At 66.6% G+C, this 21,109-nt stretch carries 25 protein-coding genes; 9 read left to right on the plus strand and 16 right to left on the minus strand.

What is annotated here, in order from left to right; all coding sequences use genetic code 11:
• Nucleotides 1-126: 126 nt before the first annotated feature.
• From AAFN46_RS10215 to AAFN46_RS10235, 5 genes are all read left to right on the plus strand, one after another.
• Nucleotides 127-336, plus strand: a complete 210-nt coding sequence (locus tag AAFN46_RS10215; RefSeq protein WP_021699263.1) for a cold-shock protein — start codon at nucleotides 127-129, stop codon at nucleotides 334-336.
• A gap of 89 nt (nucleotides 337-425) precedes the next feature.
• Nucleotides 426-605, plus strand: a complete 180-nt coding sequence (locus AAFN46_RS10220) for a hypothetical protein (RefSeq protein ID WP_347808575.1) — start codon at nucleotides 426-428, stop codon at nucleotides 603-605.
• A gap of 100 nt (nucleotides 606-705) precedes the next feature.
• On the plus strand, nucleotides 706-1,725 hold the full coding sequence (locus AAFN46_RS10225; protein ID WP_347808576.1) for a GGDEF domain-containing protein: 1,020 nt from the start codon (nucleotides 706-708) through the stop codon (nucleotides 1,723-1,725).
• A 57-nt stretch (nucleotides 1,726-1,782) separates the two neighbouring features.
• Complete coding sequence (locus AAFN46_RS10230) at nucleotides 1,783-2,337, plus strand: magnesium transporter (protein ID WP_347808577.1); 555 nt, start codon at nucleotides 1,783-1,785, stop codon at nucleotides 2,335-2,337.
• A 58-nt stretch (nucleotides 2,338-2,395) separates the two neighbouring features.
• Complete coding sequence (locus tag AAFN46_RS10235) at nucleotides 2,396-3,145, plus strand: transporter substrate-binding domain-containing protein (RefSeq protein WP_347808578.1); 750 nt, start codon at nucleotides 2,396-2,398, stop codon at nucleotides 3,143-3,145.
• Between the two features lie 5 nt (nucleotides 3,146-3,150).
• Here the strand turns inward: AAFN46_RS10235 and pdxJ are convergent, their stop codons facing one another.
• The 12 genes from pdxJ to rpoE form a co-directional block, all read right to left on the minus strand.
• Nucleotides 3,151-3,897 (minus strand): pyridoxine 5'-phosphate synthase, encoded by a 747-nt coding sequence (gene pdxJ / locus AAFN46_RS10240; protein ID WP_347808579.1) that lies wholly within the window; start codon nucleotides 3,895-3,897, stop codon nucleotides 3,151-3,153.
• Complete coding sequence (recO, locus tag AAFN46_RS10245) at nucleotides 3,890-4,588, minus strand: DNA repair protein RecO (protein ID WP_347808580.1); 699 nt, start codon at nucleotides 4,586-4,588, stop codon at nucleotides 3,890-3,892. The genes pdxJ and recO overlap by 8 nt, the downstream gene beginning before the upstream one ends.
• A gap of 3 nt (nucleotides 4,589-4,591) precedes the next feature.
• Nucleotides 4,592-5,494: a GTPase Era gene (gene era, locus AAFN46_RS10250; protein WP_347808581.1), complete on the minus strand. Its 903-nt coding sequence runs from the start codon at nucleotides 5,492-5,494 to the stop codon at nucleotides 4,592-4,594.
• A complete protein-coding gene (rnc, locus tag AAFN46_RS10255; protein WP_347808582.1) occupies nucleotides 5,487-6,176 on the minus strand; it encodes a ribonuclease III in 690 nt (229 codons plus the stop codon). The genes era and rnc overlap by 8 nt, the downstream gene beginning before the upstream one ends.
• Entirely contained in the window at nucleotides 6,173-6,550 is a 378-nt protein-coding gene (locus AAFN46_RS10260) for a DUF4845 domain-containing protein (protein ID WP_347808583.1), read from the minus strand. The genes rnc and AAFN46_RS10260 overlap by 4 nt, the downstream gene beginning before the upstream one ends.
• A gap of 92 nt (nucleotides 6,551-6,642) precedes the next feature.
• A complete protein-coding gene (gene lepB, locus AAFN46_RS10265) occupies nucleotides 6,643-7,494 on the minus strand; it encodes a signal peptidase I (RefSeq protein ID WP_347808584.1) in 852 nt (283 codons plus the stop codon).
• 5 nt (nucleotides 7,495-7,499) lie between these two features.
• A complete protein-coding gene (gene lepA / locus AAFN46_RS10270) occupies nucleotides 7,500-9,299 on the minus strand; it encodes a translation elongation factor 4 (protein WP_347808585.1) in 1,800 nt (599 codons plus the stop codon).
• Nucleotides 9,300-9,431: 132 nt separating this feature from the next.
• Complete coding sequence (locus AAFN46_RS10275) at nucleotides 9,432-10,856, minus strand: DegQ family serine endoprotease (protein WP_347808586.1); 1,425 nt, start codon at nucleotides 10,854-10,856, stop codon at nucleotides 9,432-9,434.
• 34 nt (nucleotides 10,857-10,890) lie between these two features.
• The gene (locus AAFN46_RS10280) at nucleotides 10,891-11,334 is read right to left on the minus strand and encodes a SoxR reducing system RseC family protein (protein WP_347808587.1); all 444 of its coding nucleotides are present in this window, start codon (nucleotides 11,332-11,334) and stop codon (nucleotides 10,891-10,893) included.
• Complete coding sequence (locus AAFN46_RS10285; protein ID WP_347808588.1) at nucleotides 11,331-12,263, minus strand: MucB/RseB C-terminal domain-containing protein; 933 nt, start codon at nucleotides 12,261-12,263, stop codon at nucleotides 11,331-11,333. Before AAFN46_RS10285 ends, AAFN46_RS10280 begins: the two co-directional genes overlap by 4 nt.
• Before the next feature lie 8 nt (nucleotides 12,264-12,271).
• Nucleotides 12,272-12,853 carry an RseA family anti-sigma factor gene (locus AAFN46_RS10290; protein WP_347808589.1) on the minus strand — a complete coding sequence of 194 codons (582 nt, stop codon included), beginning with the start codon at nucleotides 12,851-12,853 and terminating at the stop codon, nucleotides 12,272-12,274.
• Between the two features lie 31 nt (nucleotides 12,854-12,884).
• Complete coding sequence (rpoE, locus tag AAFN46_RS10295; RefSeq protein ID WP_347808590.1) at nucleotides 12,885-13,466, minus strand: RNA polymerase sigma factor RpoE; 582 nt, start codon at nucleotides 13,464-13,466, stop codon at nucleotides 12,885-12,887.
• Between the two features lie 327 nt (nucleotides 13,467-13,793).
• On the opposite strand from rpoE, the gene nadB reads away from it, so the two are divergent.
• On the plus strand, nucleotides 13,794-15,410 hold the full coding sequence (gene nadB / locus AAFN46_RS10300; protein ID WP_347808591.1) for an L-aspartate oxidase: 1,617 nt from the start codon (nucleotides 13,794-13,796) through the stop codon (nucleotides 15,408-15,410).
• Here nadB and AAFN46_RS10305 read toward each other — a convergent pair.
• Both AAFN46_RS10305 and AAFN46_RS10310 read right to left on the minus strand, forming a co-directional pair.
• Entirely contained in the window at nucleotides 15,379-15,831 is a 453-nt protein-coding gene (locus AAFN46_RS10305; protein WP_347808592.1) for a protein YgfX, read from the minus strand. The two genes, nadB and AAFN46_RS10305, sit on opposite strands and share 32 nt — an antisense overlap.
• Nucleotides 15,815-16,069 carry a succinate dehydrogenase assembly factor 2 gene (locus tag AAFN46_RS10310; RefSeq protein WP_347808593.1) on the minus strand — a complete coding sequence of 85 codons (255 nt, stop codon included), beginning with the start codon at nucleotides 16,067-16,069 and terminating at the stop codon, nucleotides 15,815-15,817. The genes AAFN46_RS10305 and AAFN46_RS10310 overlap by 17 nt, the downstream gene beginning before the upstream one ends.
• Before the next feature lie 118 nt (nucleotides 16,070-16,187).
• Here AAFN46_RS10310 and AAFN46_RS10315 point away from each other — a divergent pair, with 118 nt between their 5' ends.
• The 3 genes from AAFN46_RS10315 to AAFN46_RS10325 all read left to right on the plus strand — a co-directional run bounded on the left by AAFN46_RS10315 (nucleotide 16,188) and on the right by AAFN46_RS10325 (nucleotide 18,979).
• Entirely contained in the window at nucleotides 16,188-17,129 is a 942-nt protein-coding gene (locus AAFN46_RS10315) for a folate-binding protein YgfZ (protein WP_347808594.1), read from the plus strand.
• Nucleotides 17,130-17,237: 108 nt separating this feature from the next.
• Nucleotides 17,238-18,074: an HDOD domain-containing protein gene (locus AAFN46_RS10320; protein ID WP_347808595.1), complete on the plus strand. Its 837-nt coding sequence runs from the start codon at nucleotides 17,238-17,240 to the stop codon at nucleotides 18,072-18,074.
• A 134-nt stretch (nucleotides 18,075-18,208) separates the two neighbouring features.
• Nucleotides 18,209-18,979: a transporter substrate-binding domain-containing protein gene (locus tag AAFN46_RS10325; protein ID WP_347808596.1), complete on the plus strand. Its 771-nt coding sequence runs from the start codon at nucleotides 18,209-18,211 to the stop codon at nucleotides 18,977-18,979.
• Here the strand turns inward: AAFN46_RS10325 and AAFN46_RS10330 are convergent.
• Together AAFN46_RS10330 and AAFN46_RS10335 are read right to left on the minus strand one after the other, a co-directional pair.
• Nucleotides 18,963-20,366 (minus strand): sensor histidine kinase N-terminal domain-containing protein, encoded by a 1,404-nt coding sequence (locus tag AAFN46_RS10330; protein ID WP_347808597.1) that lies wholly within the window; start codon nucleotides 20,364-20,366, stop codon nucleotides 18,963-18,965. The two genes, AAFN46_RS10325 and AAFN46_RS10330, sit on opposite strands and share 17 nt — an antisense overlap.
• The gene (locus AAFN46_RS10335) at nucleotides 20,359-21,030 is read right to left on the minus strand and encodes a response regulator (RefSeq protein ID WP_347808598.1); all 672 of its coding nucleotides are present in this window, start codon (nucleotides 21,028-21,030) and stop codon (nucleotides 20,359-20,361) included. The genes AAFN46_RS10330 and AAFN46_RS10335 overlap by 8 nt, the downstream gene beginning before the upstream one ends.
• Between the last annotated feature and the right edge of the window lie 79 nt (nucleotides 21,031-21,109).

Genomic DNA, 21,109 nt, shown 5'->3' on the forward strand with positions numbered 1-21,109 from the left:
CCCTGTACCCTGATAGAACTGTGCTGCATTTGTCCTGGCTCCGACCCTCGGTTTCTTCGCTCTTTGCACTCAGTCATGGCCTGGGCTGTTCCAGTGCCGTGCCCACTTTGTTCAAGGAGAAATTCCATGTCCGTACGTCAAACCGGCACCGTCAAGTGGTTCAACGACGAGAAAGGCTTCGGCTTCATCACCCCGGAAAGCGGCGCCGACCTGTTCGTGCACTACCGTTCCATCCAGAGCGCCGGCTTCAAGAGCCTGAAGGAAGGCCAGCAGGTCTCCTTCATCGCCGTTCAGGGCCAGAAAGGCATGCAGGCCGACGAGGTTCAGGTCATCTGATCTGACCCGCCCGCCAGAGAACCGGCCCTCGGGCCGGTTTTTTTATCTTCTTTTTTCGCAAACCGCGACGAGTTCCTCAGGGGGGAAGCATGCGCACCAAGCAATCCCAGCAACCCAAGCCACCAGCCGCCGTGGCGACCAGTGAATCCCTCGAAGCCCAGGTCGCCGCCTTCCTCAACTCGGGTGGGGAAATCCAGCAGGTCGCCAAGGGCGTGAGCGGCCAGGACTGGAAAACCCCCAGCCGGCATATCAGTCTGGGCAAGAAATAACACCGACACTTCGCCCAGCAGCGCCTTGCCGATCCCGGGAAAGCGCTGCATTCTTGCTCGCACAACAACAAGCGGAGTCCAAGGCTCCCAGAACAGAGCGATGTTCAAGCGACTGCGACGCAACTTCCAACTGTCGATCATCACCCTGATGGGCATCATCGGGGTGCTGGGCATCACGCCCTACGCCATCTATCGCTTGCTGAGCGGCAACTATCTGGTGGGTATCGCCGACAGCGTGATAGTGCTGTCGACCCTGGCCGCCGTGCTCTACGCCTGGCGCACCGGCAACACGGAGAAGCCCGGCATCTACCTGGCCGCAGTGTTCTCCGTGGGCGCCACGCTGATCGCCATCAATCTGGGGGTCAACGGTCTGTTCTGGATCTACCCGCTGATCCTGTTCAACTTCTTCATGGTTTCTCCAGGCAAGGCGATCGTCGCCTCGCTGTCGGTGCTAGCCGCCCTGGTCGCCCACGCCCTGCTGGTACCCGGCACGGTGTTCGAGAGCCACTACCAGATGGTCTCCTTCCTGGTGACCAATGCCATGGCCGGGGTACTGACCTTCATCTTCGCCTACCGCACCCGCACCCAGCGCGACCAGCTGCAGATACTGGCCATTCAGGATCCGCTGACCGGCGCGCGCAACCGCCGCGCGATGAACGAGGAGCTGAAGATTGCCGTTTCCGGCAAGCGCCGCCGCGACCGCCACTACGGCGTGCTGGCCATGGATCTGGACCACTTCAAGCAGATCAACGACAGATTCGGTCATCACGCCGGCGACCAGGTGCTGGTGGACTTCGTCGACCTGATCCGGGCCAACTCGCGCGAGGAGGACCGTCTGTTCCGCTTCGGCGGCGAGGAATTCCTGCTGCTCCTGCCGGACTGCGATGCCGAAGGCCTGCAGGCGGCCGCGAGCCATCTGCTGCAGGCCGTGCGCGATGGGCTGCGCGGCCCCGGCGGCACGGTGACGGTGTCCATCGGCGGCGCCCTGCTGCAGCGCGACGAGTCCTGGACGCAATGGCTGCAACGGGCCGACCAGTGCCTGTACCAGGCCAAGAGCGACGGGCGCGACCGCATCGTCATCGAAGACAACCGGGTCGGCCAGACGCTGTCTACACTGTAAACGGGCAATCAACGACCGTTCGGGGGCACCGGTCCTGGAGACGATGGGAGGTGTGCCATGAATCGGCATTACTACATCAGCGACAACCTGGACGAGCTGGAGCAGTTGGAGAGCGAGCTGGAGGCCGGCGGCATCGCCACCGAGCAGATTCATGTGCTCAGCGAGCGCGACGCCGAAGTCGAGCGCCACCAACTGCATGACGTCAACTCCTTCATGAAGCAGGATCTGGTCCACGCCGGGCGCATCGGCAGCCTGGTCGGCGTGGCCCTGGCCGTACTGATTCTGCTGCTGGCCTGGCTCAACGACTGGACGAGCAGCGCGGCCGGCTGGATTCCCTTCCTGTTTCTGGCCGTGGCGCTGCTCGGCTTCAGCATCTGGGAGGGCAGCCTGTTCGGCCTGCAGCGCCCCAACGCCGCCTTCCGCCGTTTCGCCGACCAGCTGCACGCGGGCAAGCACCTGTTCTTCGTCGATGTCAGCCCGGCCCAGGAGCCCATCCTCAGCCAGGCGCTGGCCCAGCACCCGCGCCTGGAACTGGCCGGAACCGGCCAGGCCAGCCCGGCCTGGGCCGTTGGCCTGCAGCACCGCCTGCACCGACTGCGCAAGATGATGTGAGCCGCTAGACTGACTCTGGCGGCCCATGGCCGTTACGACCCGAGGCCCGCCAGAGTCCATGAGCATTCGCCCACTGTTGTCGCTGCTAGCCCTGCTGTGCAGCATCGGCCTCGCCGAGGCTGCGCCCCTGAGGCTGGTAACGGGCGACCAGTACCCACCCTTCACCGGGCAGACCCTGCCCAATGGCGGGATGCTCACCGAACTGGTACTGCGGGTGCTGCAGGAGGCCGACCAGCCGCCGCAACTGGCCTGGCAGCCCTGGAAACGCGGCTATCAGGCCACGCTCAAGGGCCAGTACGATGCCACCTTCCCCTACCTGCCTTCGCCGGAGCGCGAGGCGGAATTCCTGTTCTCCACGCCGCTCTACGAGACCACGCAGAAGGTCTTTAGCCGCAGCGGGGAAGCCCTGGAACCTGCACAGCTGGCCGGCAGGCGCTTCTGCCTGCCGCTCGGCTGGCAGGCCCCCACCCCGCTGCTGACGCTGCTGGAAAGCGGCCGGCTGCAGCGCCATGAACCGCAGGATCTGGCCACCTGCGCCCGACTGGTGGCCCTGGGGCGCGACGATTTCTTCGTCGCCGACGACCTGCTCGGCCAGCGCGCCATCCGCCAGGCCGGCGTGGCGCACGAGCTGCAGGAGTCCCGGGCGGTCGTGGCCCGCAACCGCCTGCATCTGATAGTGCCGCGTAACCGCCCCGGCGCTCAGGCGTTGATCGAGCGATTCAACGCCGGCCTGACTCGGCTACGCGACAGCGGCGAGTATGCGCGTATCGTCCAGCGGCACAGGACACTCGCGCTGGCAAACGATTAGGCCCATCAGCCGCGCTTGGCGGCATCGACTATCAGTTGCTTCATCTCCGCCACCGCGCCCTTGAAGCCGACGAACAGGGCGTGAGCGACTATGGCGTGGCCGATATTCAGCTCGTGCACGCCGGCAATCGCCGCCACCGGCTCGACGTTGTGGTAGTGCAGGCCGTGGCCGGCGTTGACGATCAACCCATGGGCCAGGCCACAGGCCACGCCATCGCGGATGCGCGCCAGCTCGCGGGCGGCCTCTTCCGGCGTATGGGCATCGGCATAGCGACCGGTGTGCAACTCGATGGCCGGCGCGCCGATACGGCGGGCCGCCTCGATCTGCCGCTCCTCGGCGTCGATAAACAGCGACACCTCGCAGCCCAGCTTGGCCAGACGCTGCACCGCCGCCTTGATCCGCTCCTCCTGGCCGGCCACGTCCAGACCACCCTCGGTGGTCAGCTCCTGGCGGGTCTCGGGCACCAGGCAGATATGCTCCGGGCGAATTTGCTCGGCAAAGTCGAGCATGAAGTCGGTGACGCCCATCTCGAAGTTCATCCGGGTCTGCAGCACCTCCTTGAGCAGGCGCACGTCGCGCTCCTGGATATGCCGGCGATCCTCGCGCAAGTGCACGGTGATGCCGTCGGCGCCGGCTTCCTCGGCGTCCAGCGCGGCCTTGACCGGGTCCGGATAACGGGTGCCACGGGCCTGGCGCAGGGTGGCGACATGGTCGATGTTGACGCCGAGCAGGATGCGGTTGGCTTCAGTCACGGGCAGATTCCTTGAGAGTCATGAAGAGTTCGCGGCTGACCAGCGGTCGGCCGCCCAGATGCGGGGCCAGGGCCTGGCGCATCAGGCGCTTGGCGGCGGCCAGGGCCCCCGGGGACGACCAGTCGGCCTCGGCCATGGCCAACAGATCGGCGCCCTGAAACAGGCCCGGCTGCAACCGGCCCACCGGCTCCAGGCCGGCGTCCGGCTGCAGCCGATAGAGGCCGTCGGCGGCGATGGGCCGGCCGGCGATATCGCTATCCAGGGCGAAACCATAGCCCAGCTCGTCCAGCAGGCGCCATTCGAAGGCACGCAACAGCGGCTCCAGCGGCGGGTTGGCAGCCAGCGCCTGCAGGGTCAGGGCATAGTGCTCGAACAGGGCGGGATGGGCGTCCTCGGCCGGTAGCAGGCGCAACAGCAGCTCGTTGAGGTAGAGGCCGCTGTACAGGGTCTGCCCCTGCAGCCAAATGGCGATGCCGCTGGCCTCGAGGCGACCGACATTCCTCAGTTCGCCGCGCCCGCGCAGTTCCAGCTCCAGCGGCGCGAAGGGTCGCGCCAGGCTGCCGGTCTTGCCGCGCGCGCCACGCAACACCGCACGCAGGCGGCCCTCGGGGGTGAGGAAGTCGACCAGCGCGCTGGTTTCCTTGTAGGGCCGGCTGTGCAGGACGAAGGCCGGAAGCGCGCCGGTGAGCATGGATTAGAAGTCGGTATAGCCCAACGAGCGCAACGCTCGCTCGTCGTCGGACCAGCCGCCCTTCACCTTGACCCAGAGGTTGAGCATCACCTTGGAATCGAACATGGTCTCCATGTCCTTGCGCGCGTCCTGGCCGATGCGTTTGATGCGCTCGCCCTTGTCGCCGATGATGATCTTCTTCTGCCCGTCGCGCTCCACCAGGATCAGGCCATGGATATGCAGGATGCGCCCCTCCTGCTTGAATTCCTCGATCTCCACGGTGATCTGGTAGGGCAGCTCGGCGCCGAGCTGGCGCATGATCTTCTCGCGAATCAGCTCGGCAGCGAGGAAGCGGCTGGAGCGATCGGTGATCTGGTCTTCCGGATAGAAGTGCTCGGACTCCGGCAGGCGCTCGCCGACCAGGCGCTCCAGAGTGTCGAGGTTCTGCCCGTGCAGGGCGGAGATCGGTACCACTTCGGCCTGCGGCAGCTGGGTGGCCAGCCATTCCAGGTGCGGCAGCAGCTCGCTCTTGTCCTCAAGGCGGTCGGCCTTGTTCACCGCCAGCAGGATCGGGCACTTCAGGTGCTGCACCTTCTCCAGCACCATCTGGTCCTCATCGGTCCAGCGGGTACGGTCAACCACGAACACCACCACATCGACGTCCTTCAACGCGGTGCTGGCGCTGCGGTTCATATAGCGATTGAGCGCCTTGTCGTTGTGCTTGTGCAAGCCGGGGGTATCGACGTAGACGGCCTGCACCTCGCCCTCGGTCTTGATGCCGAGCATGTTGTGGCGAGTGGTCTGCGGTTTGCGCGAGGTGATCGCCAGCTTCTGCCCGAGGATATGGTTGAGCAGTGTCGACTTGCCCACGTTGGGGCGGCCGACGATGGCGACATAGCCGCAGCGGGTCACGGGTGCATCAGTCATGACTGTTCTCCACGCCCAGGGCCACCAGCGCGGCGGCGGCGGCCACCTGCTCGGCGATGCGTCGGCTGGCGCCTTGGCCCTGGGTCTTGTCGGTGAGCAGGGCGACTTCGCACTGCACGAAGAAGGTGCGGCAATGCGGCTCGCCATGGATGTCCACCACCTCGTAGCGCGGCAATTCGGCGGCGCGCGACTGGAGAAACTCCTGCAGGCGGGTCTTGGGATCCTTGTTGGTGTCGACCAGGGTCAGACCATCCAGCTCGCCGGCCAACCAGGCCAGCACCCGCTCGCGCGCCACATCCATGCCGGCATCCAGGTAGATGGCGCCGATCAACGCCTCGAGGGCGTCGGCGAGGATCGATTCACGGCGAAAACCGCCGCTCTTCAGCTCACCCGAGCCCAGGCGCAGGTACTCGCCCAGCTCGAAGCCGCGGGCCAGCACGGCCAGGGTCTCGCCCTTGACCAGGCGCGCGCGCAGACGCGACAGCTGGCCCTCGCGGGCCTGCGGGAAGCGCTCGTACAGCGCCTCGCCGGCGACGAAGTTGAGGATGGCGTCGCCGAGGAATTCGAGGCGCTCGTTGTTGCGCCCGGCGAAACTGCGGTGGGTCAGGGCCAGGAGCATCAGCTCCTGGTTGTGAAAGCTATGACCGAGCTGACGCTCGAGACGAGAAAGGGATTGGCTCACTGGGCGCGGATTCTGAATTCTTTGTCGAAGTTGGCAACCAGATCGAGGTTCTGGATCAGTGGCTCACGTTTTTCGTACTGGAGATGGGCAAGGAACTCATTACCCTCGAGTTGCACCTCCAATACATCGTCCAGCTTGATATCGCGAATACCGTTGACCTGCATCGCCTTTTCCACATGAGCGTAGAAGTCACGCACCGTCCTCACCTCGGCGGCGCGATCCGTCTCCAGAGAAGTGATGGCCTTTTCCAGCGACCAGAAGTCCATGTAGTGCGGAAGCATCTTGAACGCCGTGCTGGCAAAAAAAGCCACCAACGCCAGCACCACCATCCAACCCAGCATGGACATGCCTTTCTGCGAACGCGCAAATTTCATGCTCGACCCCAATGTTCAGAGTTATTGTGAAGTCCGTGACTATATATAAGCGGGCGCCGCTCGATTGAACAGCGCCTCGCAAATCGAACAGCTCAGCGAATCAGGCCGACCCGGGAGAAACTGGGCAGGTTGCCGAACTTGGGATCCGCCCAGCTCATCCATACAGCGAAGGCCTTGCCGACTATGTTGCGGTCCGGGACCATGCCCCACTCCTCGGCGGGAATATGCGCGTCCTGCCAGTAGCGGCTGTCGTTGGAGTCGTCGCGGTTGTCGCCCATCATGAAGTAGTGGCCCTGCGGCACTACCCACTCGCGCCCCGGCAGGATGTTGCGGTGCAGCTGCTTGCGGATCATGTGCTCGACCTCGCCGAGCTTCTCCCGGTAGCGCAGCACCCGCCCCAGGCTGCCCGGTTCCTCGCCGAGGAACTGTTCGGCGACCGGCTGGCCGTTGACCAGCAGGCGCTTGTCCGCCGTATAGGCGATGCGGTCGCCCGGCAAGCCGACCACCCGCTTGATGTAGTTGATGCTGGGGTTGCTCGGGTAGCGGAACACCATCACGTCGCCGCGCTGCGGATCGCCCACCTCTATCACCTTGGTGTCTATCACCGGCAGGCGGATGCCGTAGGCGAACTTGTTGACCAGGATGAAGTCGCCCACTTCCAGGGTCGGCTTCATCGACCCGGAGGGGATCTGGAAGGGCTCCAGCAGGAAGGAACGCAGCACCAGGACTATGGCCAGCACCGGGAAGAACGACTTGCCGTACTCGACCAGCACGGGCTCCTTGTTCAGGCGCTGCAGCACCTGCTCGTCCGGCTCGCCGACCTGCCCCTCGTAGGTGGCGATGGCCGCCCGCCGGCGGGGCGCCAGCAGCAGCAGGTCGAGCAGTGCGAGGGCGCCGCTAACCGCGACGGCGATGACCAGGATCAGCGGGAAATTGAACGACATGGGGCTTAGCTATCCACCTTGAGCACGGCGAGGAAGGCTTCCTGCGGGATTTCCACGCTGCCGACCTGCTTCATCCTTTTCTTACCGGCCTTCTGCTTCTCCAGCAGTTTCTTCTTACGGCTGACGTCGCCGCCGTAGCACTTGGCCAATACGTTCTTGCGCAATGCCTTGACCGTGGTGCGGGCGATGATCTGCCCGCCGATGGCCGCCTGGATCGCCACGTCGAACATCTGCCGCGGGATCAGTTCCTTCATCTTCTCGGTCAGCACCCGGCCCTTCTGGTGGGCACGATCACGATGCACGATGAGGGCCAGGGCGTCGACCTTCTCACCGTTGATCATCACATCCAGACGCACCAGGTTGGCCGACTGGAAGCGGTCGAAGCTGTAGTCCAGCGAGGCGTAACCGCGGCTCACCGACTTCAGGCGATCGAAGAAGTCCAGCACCACCTCGTTCATCGGCAGGTCGTAGGACACCTGCACCTGGCTGCTGAGGAACTGCATGTCGCGCTGCACGCCACGCTTCTCGATGCACAGGGTGATGACGTTGCCCAGATGCTCCTGCGGCACCAGGATGTTGGCGCGCACGATCGGCTCGCGCATGTCGAGGATGCCGGCCGGATCGGGCAGCTTGGACGGGTTGTCGACGTAGATCGTCTCACCGTTCTTCATTTCCACTTCGAAGATTACGGTCGGCGCAGTGGTGATCAGGTCCAGGTCGTACTCGCGCTCCAGGCGCTCCTGGATGATCTCCATGTGCAGCATGCCGAGGAAGCCGATGCGGAAGCCGAAGCCCAGGGCATCGGAGCTTTCCGGCTCGTACTGCAGGGCCGCGTCGTTCAGGGTCAGTTTCTGCAGAGCCTCGCGGAAGTCCTCGAAGTCGTCGGAACTGACCGGGAACAGGCCGGCGTACACCTGCGGTTTGATCCGCTTGAAGCCCGGCAGCACGTCCACGTCCGGGGTGGCGGACAGGGTCAGGGTATCGCCCACCGGCGCGCCGTGGATGTCCTTGATGCCGGCGATGACGAAGCCCACCTCGCCGGCCTTGAGGTCGGCGGTCTCGGTGTGCTTGGGGGTGAATACGCCGACGCTGTCGACCTGGTGAATCTTGCCAGTCGACTTGACCAGAATCTTGTCGCCCTTCTTCACCCGACCGTGCTTGACCCGCACCAGCGAGACCACACCCAGGTAGTTGTCGAACCAGGAATCGATGATCAGCGCCTGCAGCGGCGCCTCGATCTCGCCCTCGGGCGGCGGAATCACCTTGACCAGCTGCTCCAACACATCGATCACGCCCATGCCGCTCTTGGCGCTGCAAGGCACGGCGTCGGTAGCGTCGATACCGATGATGTGCTCGATCTCGTCCTTGACCCGCTCCGGCTCGGCCTGGGGCAGGTCCATCTTGTTCAGCACCGGCATGACCTCGAGGCCCTGCTCGATGGCGGTGTAGCAGTTGGCGACCGACTGCGCTTCCACGCCCTGGCCGGCGTCCACCACCAGGATGGCGCCCTCGCAGGCCGCCAGGGAGCGGCTGACCTCGTAGGTGAAGTCGACGTGGCCGGGGGTATCGATGAAGTTGAGCTGGTAGGTCTTACCATCCTGCGCCGGGTAGTGCAGGGTCACGCTGTGCGCCTTGATGGTGATGCCGCGCTCGCGCTCCAGATCCATGGAGTCGAGGACCTGGGCCTCCATCTCGCGATCGGAAAGGCCGCCGCAGATCTGGATGAAGCGATCCGCCAGGGTCGACTTGCCGTGATCGATGTGGGCGATGATGGAGAAATTGCGGATATGACTCAGGTCACTCACGGATCAACACTCGAAAAAGCCGCAGGCAGGCTGCCCGCCGAAAATAGCCGCGAATTCTACCCGATCGACGACTAGGCCGTCACGCAAACACAAAAAAGGGCGGCCTGGCCGCCCTTTCCTGCCGATTTGCGGCTATTCGGCCAGCTTGAAGGTGATGAAGCTGGCGCGCCCCTGGCGCAGCACGCGCATGGACACCGAGCGATTGACCGGCAACGACTTGGCCACCTCGGCGAACTGCTTGGCGGAGGAGATGGCCTGATTGTTCAGGTGGGTGATGACATCGCCCGGGCGCAGGCCGATCAGCGCCGCCGGGCCGTTCTGCACCTCCTTGATCACCACGCCACCACGCAGGTCGAAGGCCTTTTTCTGCTCGGCCGTCAATTCCACCACGGAGACGCCGAGGCGGTTGCTGCTGCGCTCGGCGCCCGACGATTCGCCCAGCGCCATTTCCTCACCCTCTTCCGGCAGCGCCCCCACCGCCAGCGAGATACGCTTGCGCTCGCCCTCGCGCACCACCTCCAGCACGGCCTCGGCGCCCGGCTTGAGCGCCCCGACCAGATGCGGCAGATCGGCGGACATAACGATCGACTGGCCGTTCAGACTGAGAATCACGTCACCGACCTGCAAGCCGCCCTTGGCCGCGGGTCCGTTCTCCAGCACCTGGGCCACCAGGGCACCGGCCGGCTTGTCCAGGCCGAAGGACTCGGCCAGGTCCTTGTTCACTTCCTGGATCACCACGCCCAGCCAGCCGCGACTGACCTTGCCCTGGCGCTTCAGCTGGTCGGCCACGTCCATGGCCACGTCGATGGGAATGGCAAAGGACAGCCCCATGAAACCGCCGGAGCGGGTGAATATCTGCGAGTTGATGCCTACCACCTCGCCATCCAGGTTGAACAGCGGACCACCGGAGTTGCCCGGGTTGATCGCCACATCGGTCTGGATGAAAGGCACATAGTTCTCGTTGGGCAGGCTGCGCCCCTTGGCCGAGACAATGCCGGCGGTCACCGAATGGTCGAAACCGAAGGGCGAGCCGATGGCCAGCACCCACTCGCCCACCTTGAGTTCGTCGGACTTGCCCAGCTTGACGGTGGGCAGTTTCTTGCCCTCGACCTTGAGCAGCGCCACGTCGGTGCGCGGATCGGCGCCGATCAGCTTGGCTTCCAGCTCGCTGCGGTCGGACAGGCGCACGATGATCTCGTCGGCGTCGGCCACCACATGGTTGTTGGTCAGCACATAACCGTCGTCGGAAATGATGAAGCCCGAGCCCAGCGATTGCGCCTCACGCTGGCGCCCACCGCGCGGGGCGCGCGGCACCTGTGGGATGTTGCGCTCGAAGAACTCGCGAAACATCGGCGGCAAACCCTCCAGATCGGGAATCTGCCCCTGCATGGCGACATCGCGTTGCGGCAGGTTCTGCCGCGTACTGATGTTCACCACCGCCGGCGAGGCATCCTCCACCAGCTCGGTGAACTCCGGCAGCGCCGCGCGAGCCAGGGACATCTGCCCCAGCAGCAACAGGGCGCAGAGGCCGGACAGCGAAGATTTCAGGCTAGGCATCGACTTCAGCTCCATCACGGATAAACAACGATTTTCATTGACCTGCCAGCAGGGCGCGCAGCACCACGGGCTGCAGCTCGGGCCGGTCGGCTATCGCCCGACTGCGCCAACGCACCAGCAACCAGCCAGCGGCGAATCCCACGAGAGCGGCGCCTATCACCAGCGGCTCGTCCAGGCCCATGCCCTGGGCCGGCAGGGCCGCGGCGAACAGACAGAACAGCGGCAACAGGTAGACCAGCAACGAGCCGCGCAGCAGCAAGTCCTCACGCACGCCGATCACCACCGGATCGCCGACCTGCAGGCGCAGATCGCAGAGCGCGCGCACCAGGCCGCGCTCGCGGCCGACGCCGAGCTTGTCCATCAGACCCTGGCCACATCCGGCGCTGGCCGAGCAACTGGAGCAGGTGCTCCGGCGCCGCGTCTCGACCCAGACCGCGCCGGGCTCGATGGCGACCACCCTGCCCTGCTCCTCGATCATTGCCCGCCCGCCACACTCTGCATGGACAGGGCGACGCGCTCGGCCGTGCCCAGGGGAATCTCGCCGACCACGGTGACCATCAGGTCGCCGTCTGTGGTGCTCATTCGCCGCGACACCACTGCCGTCGGCCCGAGCTGGCTGCGTGCATCCTCGGCACCCGCACCATGCAGGGGCTCGAGGAATATGGTGAAGCGCGCCAGGCCATCGCCATACAGCAGGCTGACCACCGGCTCGCTGGAAGCGGGGCTGGATCGCTGCAAGGCCTGGCTCAGCTCGAAGCCGGGCGGAACCCAGCCCGCCTTCCAGGCCGGCGACAGCACGCTGGCCTTGCTCAGGCTCACCTCCTTGCAGCTGCTGCCGGGCCGCAAGGCCCGTTCGTCGAGGCGTTCCGCCAACTGCAGGCTGACGAACTGGAAGCGCTCCAGCAGCTGCCCCTTCTCGCTGATCAGCAGGGACTTGAGCGGTAGAGCGCTTTCCTCATCCAGGTGCAGTTCGAAGGCATAGCGGTGCTGGTCGCGTGGCACCAGAGCCAGCACCATGGCCGGGCGCCCCGCCACCCGGGAGCGACCGAGCAGACGCAACTCATAGCGTTTTTCCAACTGGGCGGCATCCAGGTGACGGGCCGGCCAGTGCACGTCCGCCACCTGATCGACCAGCGCACCGCTGACGCACTGCGGCCTCCCGCCCACGCGCAGCACCTCCTGAGCGGGACCATCCAGCTGCAGCAGGCGCTCCGTGACGTCACCCGCGCGCCCCTTATGCCAGATGCTGTGAGTGGAGAAACTGCCATTACGCTCGTAAACGAAGGTGCCCTGAAAGTCTTGCCGCTCGGCCTGGGTCAGGCGCCGCAGCCAGTCTTGCGCCTCGTCGGCGCGCGCCTGGCCGGCCAGGGCGCCGCCGAGCAGGGCGATCAGCGGGAGTATGCGCATGCAGCCTCTCAGCGATTTTCCAGGCTGGCGGCACGGGCGTAGGGCAATGCCGAGTCGGCTCCACTGGCGGCGGCCTGCTGGGCATGCTGGCGCAGATAGGACGGCAGACGCTGCTCATGCCAGCCCGAGCTGCTGGGCTGTACCGGCCCCTGCTGGACGGCGGCGCCTTCGCTATAGCCGGCCAGCACGGCGGGCCCCTGCACCTGCGGCAGGGTCAGACTGGGCGCCGCCCCCTGCTGGGCCAGCTGATTAGCAGCCAACTCATCCTGGTTGTAGAAACGCACACCGGCCAGCACGGCGAGCGTCACCGAGGCCGCCACGGCGACGCGCCCCAGGCTGCGCCACGGTGCGCTGGCCGCCTTGCCCGGCACGGCCTCGTCGGCCAATGCGGCGGATACCGCTGAGGCGATATCCAAACGCGGTTCGAGCAGCTCCTTGTGCATCACCGCACGGGCGATCTGATATCGCGACCAGGTACCACGCAACTCGGCATCCTCGCCGGCGGCGGCCAGCACGCGACGCAGCTCCAGTTCGTCCGCTTCGTTATCCATCACCGCGGACAGCGATTCCTGCAGGGCTTCACGACTCATGGTGGTTCCTCTCTTGGCTAGCGCCGCTGTCTCAGGCATCCCGCAGCAAGGGCTGCAGGGCTTTGTCGATGGCCTCGCGCGCGCGGAAGATCCGCGAACGCACGGTGCCGACCGGACACTGCATCACATTGGCAATGTCCTCGTAACTCAGGCCGTCGAACTCCCGCAGGGTCAGGGCCGTACGCAAGTCCTCGGGCAGCTGCTGGATGGTCCGATGCACGGTGGCCTCGATCTCATCGCGCAACATGGCGCGCTCCGGCGACTCGATGTCCTTGAGCGCATGATCGCCCTCGTAAAACTCGGCATCCTCTGCGCTCACATCACTGTCCGGCGGCCGACGGCCGCGCGAGACCAGATAGTTCTTCGCCGTGTTGATGGCGATGCGGTACAGCCAAGTGTAGAAAGCGCTGTCTCCACGAAAATTGCCGAGCGCCCGATAGGCCTTGATGAAGGCTTCCTGGGCGACATCCTGAGCCTCGTGGCTGTCGTGCACGAAGCGCACGACCAGGCCGAGAATCTTGTGCTGGTACTTGAGCACCAGCAGATCGAAGGCCCGCTTGTCGCCGCGCTGCACTCGTTCGACCAGCCGCTGATCGTCTTCCTGGGCTAGCATGAATACTCCTCGTGATCTTCGGAGGAGCCTCGCGCCTGCCAGTCAGTCGGTCTGCCAAGATAGACTCGGACGCCCTGCAAAAGTTCTCCCCTCCGAAACAAGCCTCGCACGGCTGACCTCAACCCGCACGAAGCACCGCAGCGGGATCGACGCCCGATGCCTGTAATCTGTTGCCCGAGATGGCTCGGTGACTCGTTATGGAACCCGAACGACTAAGAAAGTTCCCGGAAGTTTTCCTGGGTCATAAGCAAGCTATTGTGCCGCCCACCCCCTCTATATACTAGGCACTGCGGCTTCCCCCGCCCCCATTCGCGGAATCAGCAGTAGATGAGCCAACACTATCAACACGACGTCCTGGTCATCGGCAGCGGTGCGGCCGGCCTGACCCTGGCCCTGACCCTGCCCGAGCACCTGCGCATCGCCGTGCTGAGCAAGGGCGATCTGGCCAACGGCTCCACCTACTGGGCCCAGGGCGGCGTGGCGGCGGTGCTGGACGACGCCGACACCGTGGAGTCGCACGTCGCCGACACCCTCAATGCCGGCGGCGGCCTGTGCCGCGAGGACGCCGTGCGCTTCACCGTGGAGCATAGCCGCGAGGCCATCCAGTGGCTGATCGAACAGGGCGTGCCCTTCACCCGCGACGAGGAACAGGACCGCGAGGACGGCGGCTTCGAGTTCCACCTCACCCGCGAGGGTGGCCACAGCCACAGGCGCATCATCCACGCCGCCGACGCCACCGGCGCAGCCATCTTCAACACCTTGCTGCAGCAGACTCGCCAGCGGCCGAACATCGAGCTGCAGGAGCAGCGGGTGGCGGTCGACCTGATCACCGAGCGCAAGCTCGGCCTGCCCGGCCAGCGCTGCGTCGGTGCCTACGTGCTGAACCGCGCCAGCGGCGAGGTGGACACCTATCGCGCGCGCTTCGTGGTGCTGGCCACCGGCGGCGCGGCCAAGGTCTACCTCTATACCAGCAACCCGGACGGCGCCAGCGGCGACGGCATCGCCATGGCCTGGCGCGCCGGCTGTCGGGTCGGCAACCTGGAATTCAACCAGTTCCACCCGACCTGCCTGTACCACCCACAGGCCAAGAGCTTCCTGATCACCGAGGCGCTGCGCGGCGAAGGCGCGCACCTCAAGCTGCCGAATGGCGAGCGCTTCATGGAGCGCTTCGACCCGCGCGGCGAGCTGGCCCCGCGCGACATAGTCGCCCGCGCCATCGACCACGAGATGAAGCGCCTGGGCGTGGACTGCGTATACCTGGACATCAGCCACAAGCCGGCCGAGTTCGTGAAGTCGCACTTCCCCACCGTGTACGAGCGCTGCCTGCAGTTCGGTATCGACATCACCCGCCAGCCCATTCCGGTGGTGCCGGCCGCGCACTACACCTGCGGCGGCGTGGTGGTCGACCGCCACGGCCGCAGCGACGTGCCGGGCCTGTACGCCATAGGCGAGACCAGCTTCACCGGCCTGCACGGCGCCAACCGCATGGCCAGCAACTCGCTACTGGAGTGCTTCGTCTACGCCCGCGCGGCCGCCGAGGACATCCTCGCCCAACTCGACCGGGTGCGACTGCCCGCCTCCCTGCCCGACTGGGACGCCAGCCAGGTCACCGACTCGGACGAGGACGTGATCATCGCGCACAACTGGGACGAACTGCGGCGCTTCATGTGGGACTACGTCGGCATCGTGCGTACCGACAAGCGCCTGCAGCGTGCCCGGCACCGGGTGCGCCTGCTGCTGGACGAGATCGACGAGTTCTACTCCAACTACAAGGTCAGCCGCGACCTGATCGAGCTGCGCAACCTGGCCCAGGTCGCCGAACTGATGATCGAGTCGGCCATGCTGCGCCGCGAGAGCCGCGGCCTGCACTACACCCTGGACCACCCGGGGCTGCTGCCCGAGGCCCGCGACACTATTCTGGCGCCGCCCACCTACGCCGGCTGAACTTCAGGCGCACGCGCAGGCGTCGGTGCAGATCCCGCGGCAGCGCGTCGCGCGGGATGCACAGCCCGCGCACCCGACGCTCGCCGGCCAGGCGAAAACTCAGCACCACCGCCAGCGGTAGCGCCAGGCTGTCTGGCCTGAGCTGCACCGCCTGCCAGCCGCCACGCGCGCTGAACAGCTGCCAGCCCCGCTCGTCGCGGCGCAGGCCGGTAAAGGCCGCGGGGTGACTTAGCAGTATCTGCCGCGGCAACGCCCAGGCGGCATGCGCCAGGCAGGCGAGGGTCCCGAGCAGGGCGCCCCACAACGGCAGGTCGATGAGCAACAGCGTGAGCAGCGCCAGGCTCAGCGCCGCCAGATAGGCCGCCAGCAGCAGGCGCGAGGCCCGCCAGCGGCACTCGAAGCGCTCACTTGGGCTGGACACGGTCCAGGATCATGCGAACCATGCGGCGCAGGTCCGCATCTTCCGGCTCACCGCGCTGCATGAACCAGCCGAACATGTCCTGGTCCTCGCACTCCAGCAGCTTGCGGTAGCGCGCCTGGTCCTCGGCGTCCAGGCCGGGGTAGACCTCCTGCACGAAGGGCACCAGCAGCACGTCCAGCTCCAGCATGCCGCGGCGGCTGTGCCAGAAGAGTCGCTTCAGTTCGATATCGTCGGCCATGCATCGGCTCCTTTGAGAAGACGCGCAGTATAACGGCGCCGCCCGCACTCGGCACCCGCTGACAAGGCGACGAGCGGCCTCTATGATGACGCCCCGGACTCTTCTACCTGCGATCCCCATGGCCGATCTCGCCTTCTTCACCCCGCTCGACCACGAAGCCCTGCTCGCCGTGCGCGGCCCGGACGCCGCCAAGTTCCTCCAGGGCCAGCTCACCTGCAACCTCAACTACCTGGGCGCCAACACCTCCAGCCTGGGCGCGCGCTGCACCCCCAAGGGCCGCATGACCTCCAGCTTCCGCATCGTCCAGGACGGCGACGGCTACCTGCTGGCCATGGCCGCCGAACTGCTCGACGCGCAGCTGAGCGACCTGAAGAAGTACGCGGTGTTCTCCAAGTCGGCCCTGGCCGACGAATCCGCCGCCTGGGCGCGCTTCGGCCTGGCCGGCGGCGACGCCACCCTCCTGGCCCTGGGCCTGGAGCTGCCGACCCAGGCCGACGCCATGGCCCGCGCGGACGATCTGATCGCCATCCGCCTGCCCGGCGGGCGCGCCGAGCTCTGGGCCCCGCGTGCCCAGGCCGACGACCTGCGCGCGCAACTGGCCACCCGGCTGCCCGAGGCCCCGCTCAACGACTGGCTGCTCGGCCAGGTGCGCGCCGGCATCGGCCAGGTGTTCGGCGCCACCCGCGAGCTGTTCATCCCGCAGATGATCAACCTGCAGGCGCTGGGCGGGGTCAGCTTCAAGAAGGGCTGCTACACCGGCCAGGAAATCGTCGCGCGCATGCAGTACCTGGGCAAACTCAAGCGCCGCCTGCAGCGCCTGGCCCTGGCCGGCGACGAGCCGCCGGCGGCGAGCACCGAGCTGTTCTCCCCGGTGCATGGCTCCAGCGTCGGCGAGGTGGTGCTGGCCGCACGCGCGGAGAGCGGCGTGGAACTGCTGGCCGTGCTGCAGGAAGATGCCGCGGCCGATGGCCGCATCCGCCTCGGCAGCGCCGAGGGCCCGGCGCTGAGCCTGCTCGACCTGCCTTACAACCTGGACGCCGATCGCGAAATCCAGCGCTAGAAGAAAAAGCGGATGCGTGGCCGGGGCAAAACACGGTAAAAACAGGCATCCGAGAATCGATTCGCAGCGCCGCCTAAACTGAGGTGGTCGCCCAAGCAGAGAAGCAAAATGAGCAAGCTTGCCGAGAAAGTCCAAGAAGAACTGATCCGGGCCATCGACAACGACGAGCTGGTCCTGCCGACCCTGCCGGAAGTGGCGCTCAAGGTGCGCGAGGCGGCCGAAGACCCCAACGTCAGCATTCCCGCCCTGAGCAAAGTGATAGGCAACGACGCGGCGCTGACCGCGCGCATCATCAAGGTGGTGAACAGCCCGCTGCTGCGCACCAGCAAGGAAATCACCGATATCCAGATGGCCGTCAACCGCCTGGGCATCAACTACACCTGCAACCTGGCCACCGGCCTGGCCATGGAGCAGATGTTCCAGGCCACCAGCGACGTGGTCGACCGCAAGATGCGCGAAGTCTGGAACAAGAGCACGGAAATCGCCGGCATCTGCCACGTCCTGTGCCGCCACTACACCAAGCTGATGCCCGACCAGGCCACCCTCGCCGGCCTGGTGCACCAGATCGGCGTGCTGCCGATCCTCACCTACGCCGAAGAGAACAACGCCCTGCTGGCCGACTCCATCAGCCTCAACCATGTGATCGAGAAGATTCACCCGATCATCGGCGAAAAGATCCTGCGCGCCTGGGAGTTCCCCGAGCCGATCGCCATAGTGCCGAGCCAGCACCTGGACTTCACCCGCGACTCGGCCAAGGCCGACTATGTGGACATCGTTCAGGTCGCCACCCTGCAGAGCTACCTGGGCAGCGAGCACCCCTACACCCAGCTGGACTGGAGCAAGATCCCGGCCTTCGCCAAGCTCGGCCTCGATCCCAACGTCGACATGCAGGCCGACGAGGACCTCTCGGCGGCCATGGAGGCCGCCGCCAGCATGCTGCAATAACCCGCGACAGCACGCATACATCACGACTAGACTGCAAGCATGCCCGGACCACGCCGGGCGGCGATCCAGGCCGTACGCCGCGGCGCCGAAGGACTCGGCCCCGCCCCGCATGGCCCCGGGTAAGGAAGCGTGCCATGCGCCTGCAGTCGTTACTCTTCGCTCTGCTGCTGCCCCTCGCCGTGGCGACGCACGCCACGGCCGCCGACGAAGTGCGCCTGACCAACGGCGAGTGGAGCCCCTACCTCGGCCAGAACCTGCCCCATCACGGCGTCGCCTCGCGCATAGTCGAGGAGGCCTTCGCCCTGGAGGGCGTGCGCGTGCACTGGGAGTTCTACCCCTGGGCCCGCGCCCTGCGCAGCGCCGAGCGCGGCAAGAGCGACGGCAGCGCCGTGTGGCTGCGCAGCCCGGAGCGCGAGCAGGCCTTCTTCATCAGCGACCCCGTGGTGGAGAGCGGCTACTACCTGTTCCACCACAAGGACAAGGCCTTCGACTGGCGCCAGGTCGGCGACCTGGCGCCGCTGCGCATCGGCGGCGCCATCGACTACGACTACGGCGAGAGCTTCCAACAGGCCGAGCGTGACGGCCTGATCCAGGTTCGCCGCCTGAGCAGCGAGGAACAGGGCATGCGCATGCTGCTGGCCGGCCGTCTCGACGTGTTCCCGATGGACAAGGTGGTGGCCTTCGACATGCTGTACAGCAAGTTCAGCCGTGAAGAGCGCGCCCAGCTGTCCTTCCACCCGCTGCCGCTGCGCAGCGACAGCCTGCACTTGCTGCTATCGAGGAAGGTGGCCGGCAACGCCGAGCGCATGGAGCTATTCAATCGCGGCCTCAAGGCCCTGCGCGACAGCGGCAAGGTGTCCCAGTATCTGCTGGAGATCCAGCAACCCATCAGTCTGGTGCCCTAACTCCGGGGAAATCCACTCGCACCCGCAGGCCGCCGCCAGTCCCCTCGTGCAGGCCGATCTGCGCCAGGTGGGCACGGCAGATATCACCGACTATGGCCAGGCCCAGTCCGGCGCCGCCGCCCTGCGGGTTGCGCCGGTAGAAGCGCTCGAACACTCGTTCACGCTCCTCGACCGGAATGCCGGAACCGTCGTCCTCCACCTCCAGCGCGGCCGGCGCCATGACCCGCAGGATCAGATTGCCGCCCGGCGGGGTATGCGCCAGGGCGTTGTCCACCAGGTTGTAGACCAGCTCGTTGAGCAGGGTCGGCTCGCCCTGGATACACACCCCCTCCTCGGCCTCCAGGGCCAGGGCGACGCCGCGCTGATGCGCCAGCGGGGCCAGCGCCATAGCCAGCTCGCGCACCAGCGCCGCCAATTCCACCCGCTGCGCGCCGCCCTCGGCGATGGCGCGGGCGGCGCGCTCGATGCGCGCCAGCGAGAGCAGCTGGTTGGCCAGGTGGGTCAGGCGGTCGGTGCTCTGCGCCGCCTTCTCCAGCGTGGCATGCCACAGCGCCGGCTCGCGCTCGCGCAGGCCCAGCTCGATGCGCGCCTTGAGTGCCGCCAGCGGCGTGCGCAGCTCGTGGGAGGCATCGGCGATGAACTGCGCCTGGCGCTCGAACTGCTGGCGCAGGCGCTCGGTGAAGTGATTGAGCGAGGCCACCAGCGGGTGCAGCTCGTCCTGCACCTCGACCAGCGGCAGCGGGCGCAGATCGTCCGGCTGGCGCTCCTCGACGGCCGCGCGCAGGCGCTCCAGCGGGCGCAACGCGGCGCTCACCGCCAGCCACACCAGGGCCAGGGTGATCAGCGCCAGCAGGCCCATGCGCCACAGGGTGTCGAGCAGCAGGCCACGCGCCATGCGTTCGCGCGCCACGTCGCTCTCGGCCACGCGAATCTCCGCCATGCCGTTCATCCCCGGCTCGCTGACCGGCTGCAGCAGGCTGACCAGGCGCACGCCGACGCCCTGGTACTCGCCGTCGTAGAAGCTCGCCAGGGCCGGATAGTCGTCGGTGCGCGGAGTGCCCGGCGGCGGCGGCGGCAGGTCGGCATAGCCGGACACCAGCTGCCCCTGCAGATCGCCGACCTGGTAGAAGATGCGCCCCTGCAGATCGTAGGCGAAGGGGTCCAGCGCCACATAGGGCACGTCGGCGCGCAACCTGCCGTCCTCGGTATACAGGCCATCGGCGATGGCCCGCGCCGAGGCCAGCAGGGTGCGGTCGTAGGCGGCGTCGGCGGCGGCGCGGCCGTTCCAGTAGGCGCTCAGGCTGCCGATCAGCAGCGGGATGGCCAGCAGTATCGCCAGCCGGCGCAGCAGACGGCCGCGCAGACTGCCGGCACGCCCCTCAGTCACCACTCGCCTCCAGCAGGTAGCCCAGGCCACGGAAGGTGACGATGCGCACGCTACCGCCTTCCAGCTTCTTGCGCAGGCGATGGACGTAGATCTCGATGGCGTCCGGACTGGCCTCCTCGTCCAGGCCGAACACCTGGTCGGCCAGCTGCTCCTTGCTCATCACCCGCCCCGGGCGGGCGATCAGCGCCTCCAGCACGGCCTGCTCGCGCGAGGTCAGGTTGAGCGGCTGCTGGTTCAGGCTGAAGCGCCGCGTGCCCAGGTCGTAAAGCAGCGCGCCGCAGCGCTGCTGCTGCTCGCCGCCGAGCACGCTGCGGCGCAGCAGGGCCTTGACCCGCGCCTCCAGCTCGGACAGCTCGAAGGGCTTGGCCAGGTAATCGTCAGCGCCCAGGTTGAGGCCGTGCACACGATCCTTCACTTCGCCACGGGCGGTCAGCATCAGCACCGGCAGGGTCTTGCCGCGGTCGCGGGTGCGCGCCAGCACGGCGAAGCCGTCGAGCCGTGGCAGGCCGACGTCCAGCACCGCCAGGACGTAGTCCTCGCAGGCCAGGGCGTGCTCGGCGGCCACCCCGTCGTGCAGCACGTCCACCGTCAGCCCGGCCCCGCGCAGGGCCTGGGCGACGCTCTCGGCCAGGGGCAGATGGTCTTCGACCAGCAGGATTCGCACGGCAGTCGCTCCGCATTCTTGTCGTTGTGCGGCCGAGTTTAACCAGCGCGCGGGCCCTGTGAAGGGTGCGTGCGGAATC

The organism is Pseudomonas sp. CAU 1711, from assembly GCF_039888625.1.
Taxonomy (GTDB): domain Bacteria; phylum Pseudomonadota; class Gammaproteobacteria; order Pseudomonadales; family Pseudomonadaceae; genus Aquipseudomonas.

What these genes read in the sequence shown, in the direction of transcription:
- AAFN46_RS10215 (WP_021699263.1), top strand. Translation starts at nt 127, where the DNA reads ATGTCCGTACGTCAAACCGGCACCGTCAAGTGGTTCAACGACGAGAAA.
- AAFN46_RS10220 (WP_347808575.1), top strand. Translation starts at nt 426, where the DNA reads ATGCGCACCAAGCAATCCCAGCAACCCAAGCCACCAGCCGCCGTGGCG.
- AAFN46_RS10225 (WP_347808576.1), top strand. Translation starts at nt 706, where the DNA reads ATGTTCAAGCGACTGCGACGCAACTTCCAACTGTCGATCATCACCCTG.
- AAFN46_RS10230 (WP_347808577.1), top strand. Translation starts at nt 1,783, where the DNA reads ATGAATCGGCATTACTACATCAGCGACAACCTGGACGAGCTGGAGCAG.
- AAFN46_RS10235 (WP_347808578.1), top strand. Translation starts at nt 2,396, where the DNA reads ATGAGCATTCGCCCACTGTTGTCGCTGCTAGCCCTGCTGTGCAGCATC.
- recO (WP_347808580.1), bottom strand. Translation starts at nt 4,588, where the DNA reads ATGCTCACCGGCGCGCTTCCGGCCTTCGTCCTGCACAGCCGGCCCTAC.
- era (WP_347808581.1), bottom strand. Translation starts at nt 5,494, where the DNA reads ATGACTGATGCACCCGTGACCCGCTGCGGCTATGTCGCCATCGTCGGC.
- AAFN46_RS10260 (WP_347808583.1), bottom strand. Translation starts at nt 6,550, where the DNA reads ATGAAATTTGCGCGTTCGCAGAAAGGCATGTCCATGCTGGGTTGGATG.
- lepB (WP_347808584.1), bottom strand. Translation starts at nt 7,494, where the DNA reads ATGTCGTTCAATTTCCCGCTGATCCTGGTCATCGCCGTCGCGGTTAGC.
- AAFN46_RS10275 (WP_347808586.1), bottom strand. Translation starts at nt 10,856, where the DNA reads ATGCCTAGCCTGAAATCTTCGCTGTCCGGCCTCTGCGCCCTGTTGCTG.
- AAFN46_RS10280 (WP_347808587.1), bottom strand. Translation starts at nt 11,334, where the DNA reads ATGATCGAGGAGCAGGGCAGGGTGGTCGCCATCGAGCCCGGCGCGGTC.
- AAFN46_RS10285 (WP_347808588.1), bottom strand. Translation starts at nt 12,263, where the DNA reads ATGCGCATACTCCCGCTGATCGCCCTGCTCGGCGGCGCCCTGGCCGGC.
- AAFN46_RS10290 (WP_347808589.1), bottom strand. Translation starts at nt 12,853, where the DNA reads ATGAGTCGTGAAGCCCTGCAGGAATCGCTGTCCGCGGTGATGGATAAC.
- rpoE (WP_347808590.1), bottom strand. Translation starts at nt 13,466, where the DNA reads ATGCTAGCCCAGGAAGACGATCAGCGGCTGGTCGAACGAGTGCAGCGC.
- nadB (WP_347808591.1), top strand. Translation starts at nt 13,794, where the DNA reads ATGAGCCAACACTATCAACACGACGTCCTGGTCATCGGCAGCGGTGCG.
- AAFN46_RS10310 (WP_347808593.1), bottom strand. Translation starts at nt 16,069, where the DNA reads ATGGCCGACGATATCGAACTGAAGCGACTCTTCTGGCACAGCCGCCGC.
- AAFN46_RS10315 (WP_347808594.1), top strand. Translation starts at nt 16,188, where the DNA reads ATGGCCGATCTCGCCTTCTTCACCCCGCTCGACCACGAAGCCCTGCTC.
- AAFN46_RS10320 (WP_347808595.1), top strand. Translation starts at nt 17,238, where the DNA reads ATGAGCAAGCTTGCCGAGAAAGTCCAAGAAGAACTGATCCGGGCCATC.
- AAFN46_RS10325 (WP_347808596.1), top strand. Translation starts at nt 18,209, where the DNA reads ATGCGCCTGCAGTCGTTACTCTTCGCTCTGCTGCTGCCCCTCGCCGTG.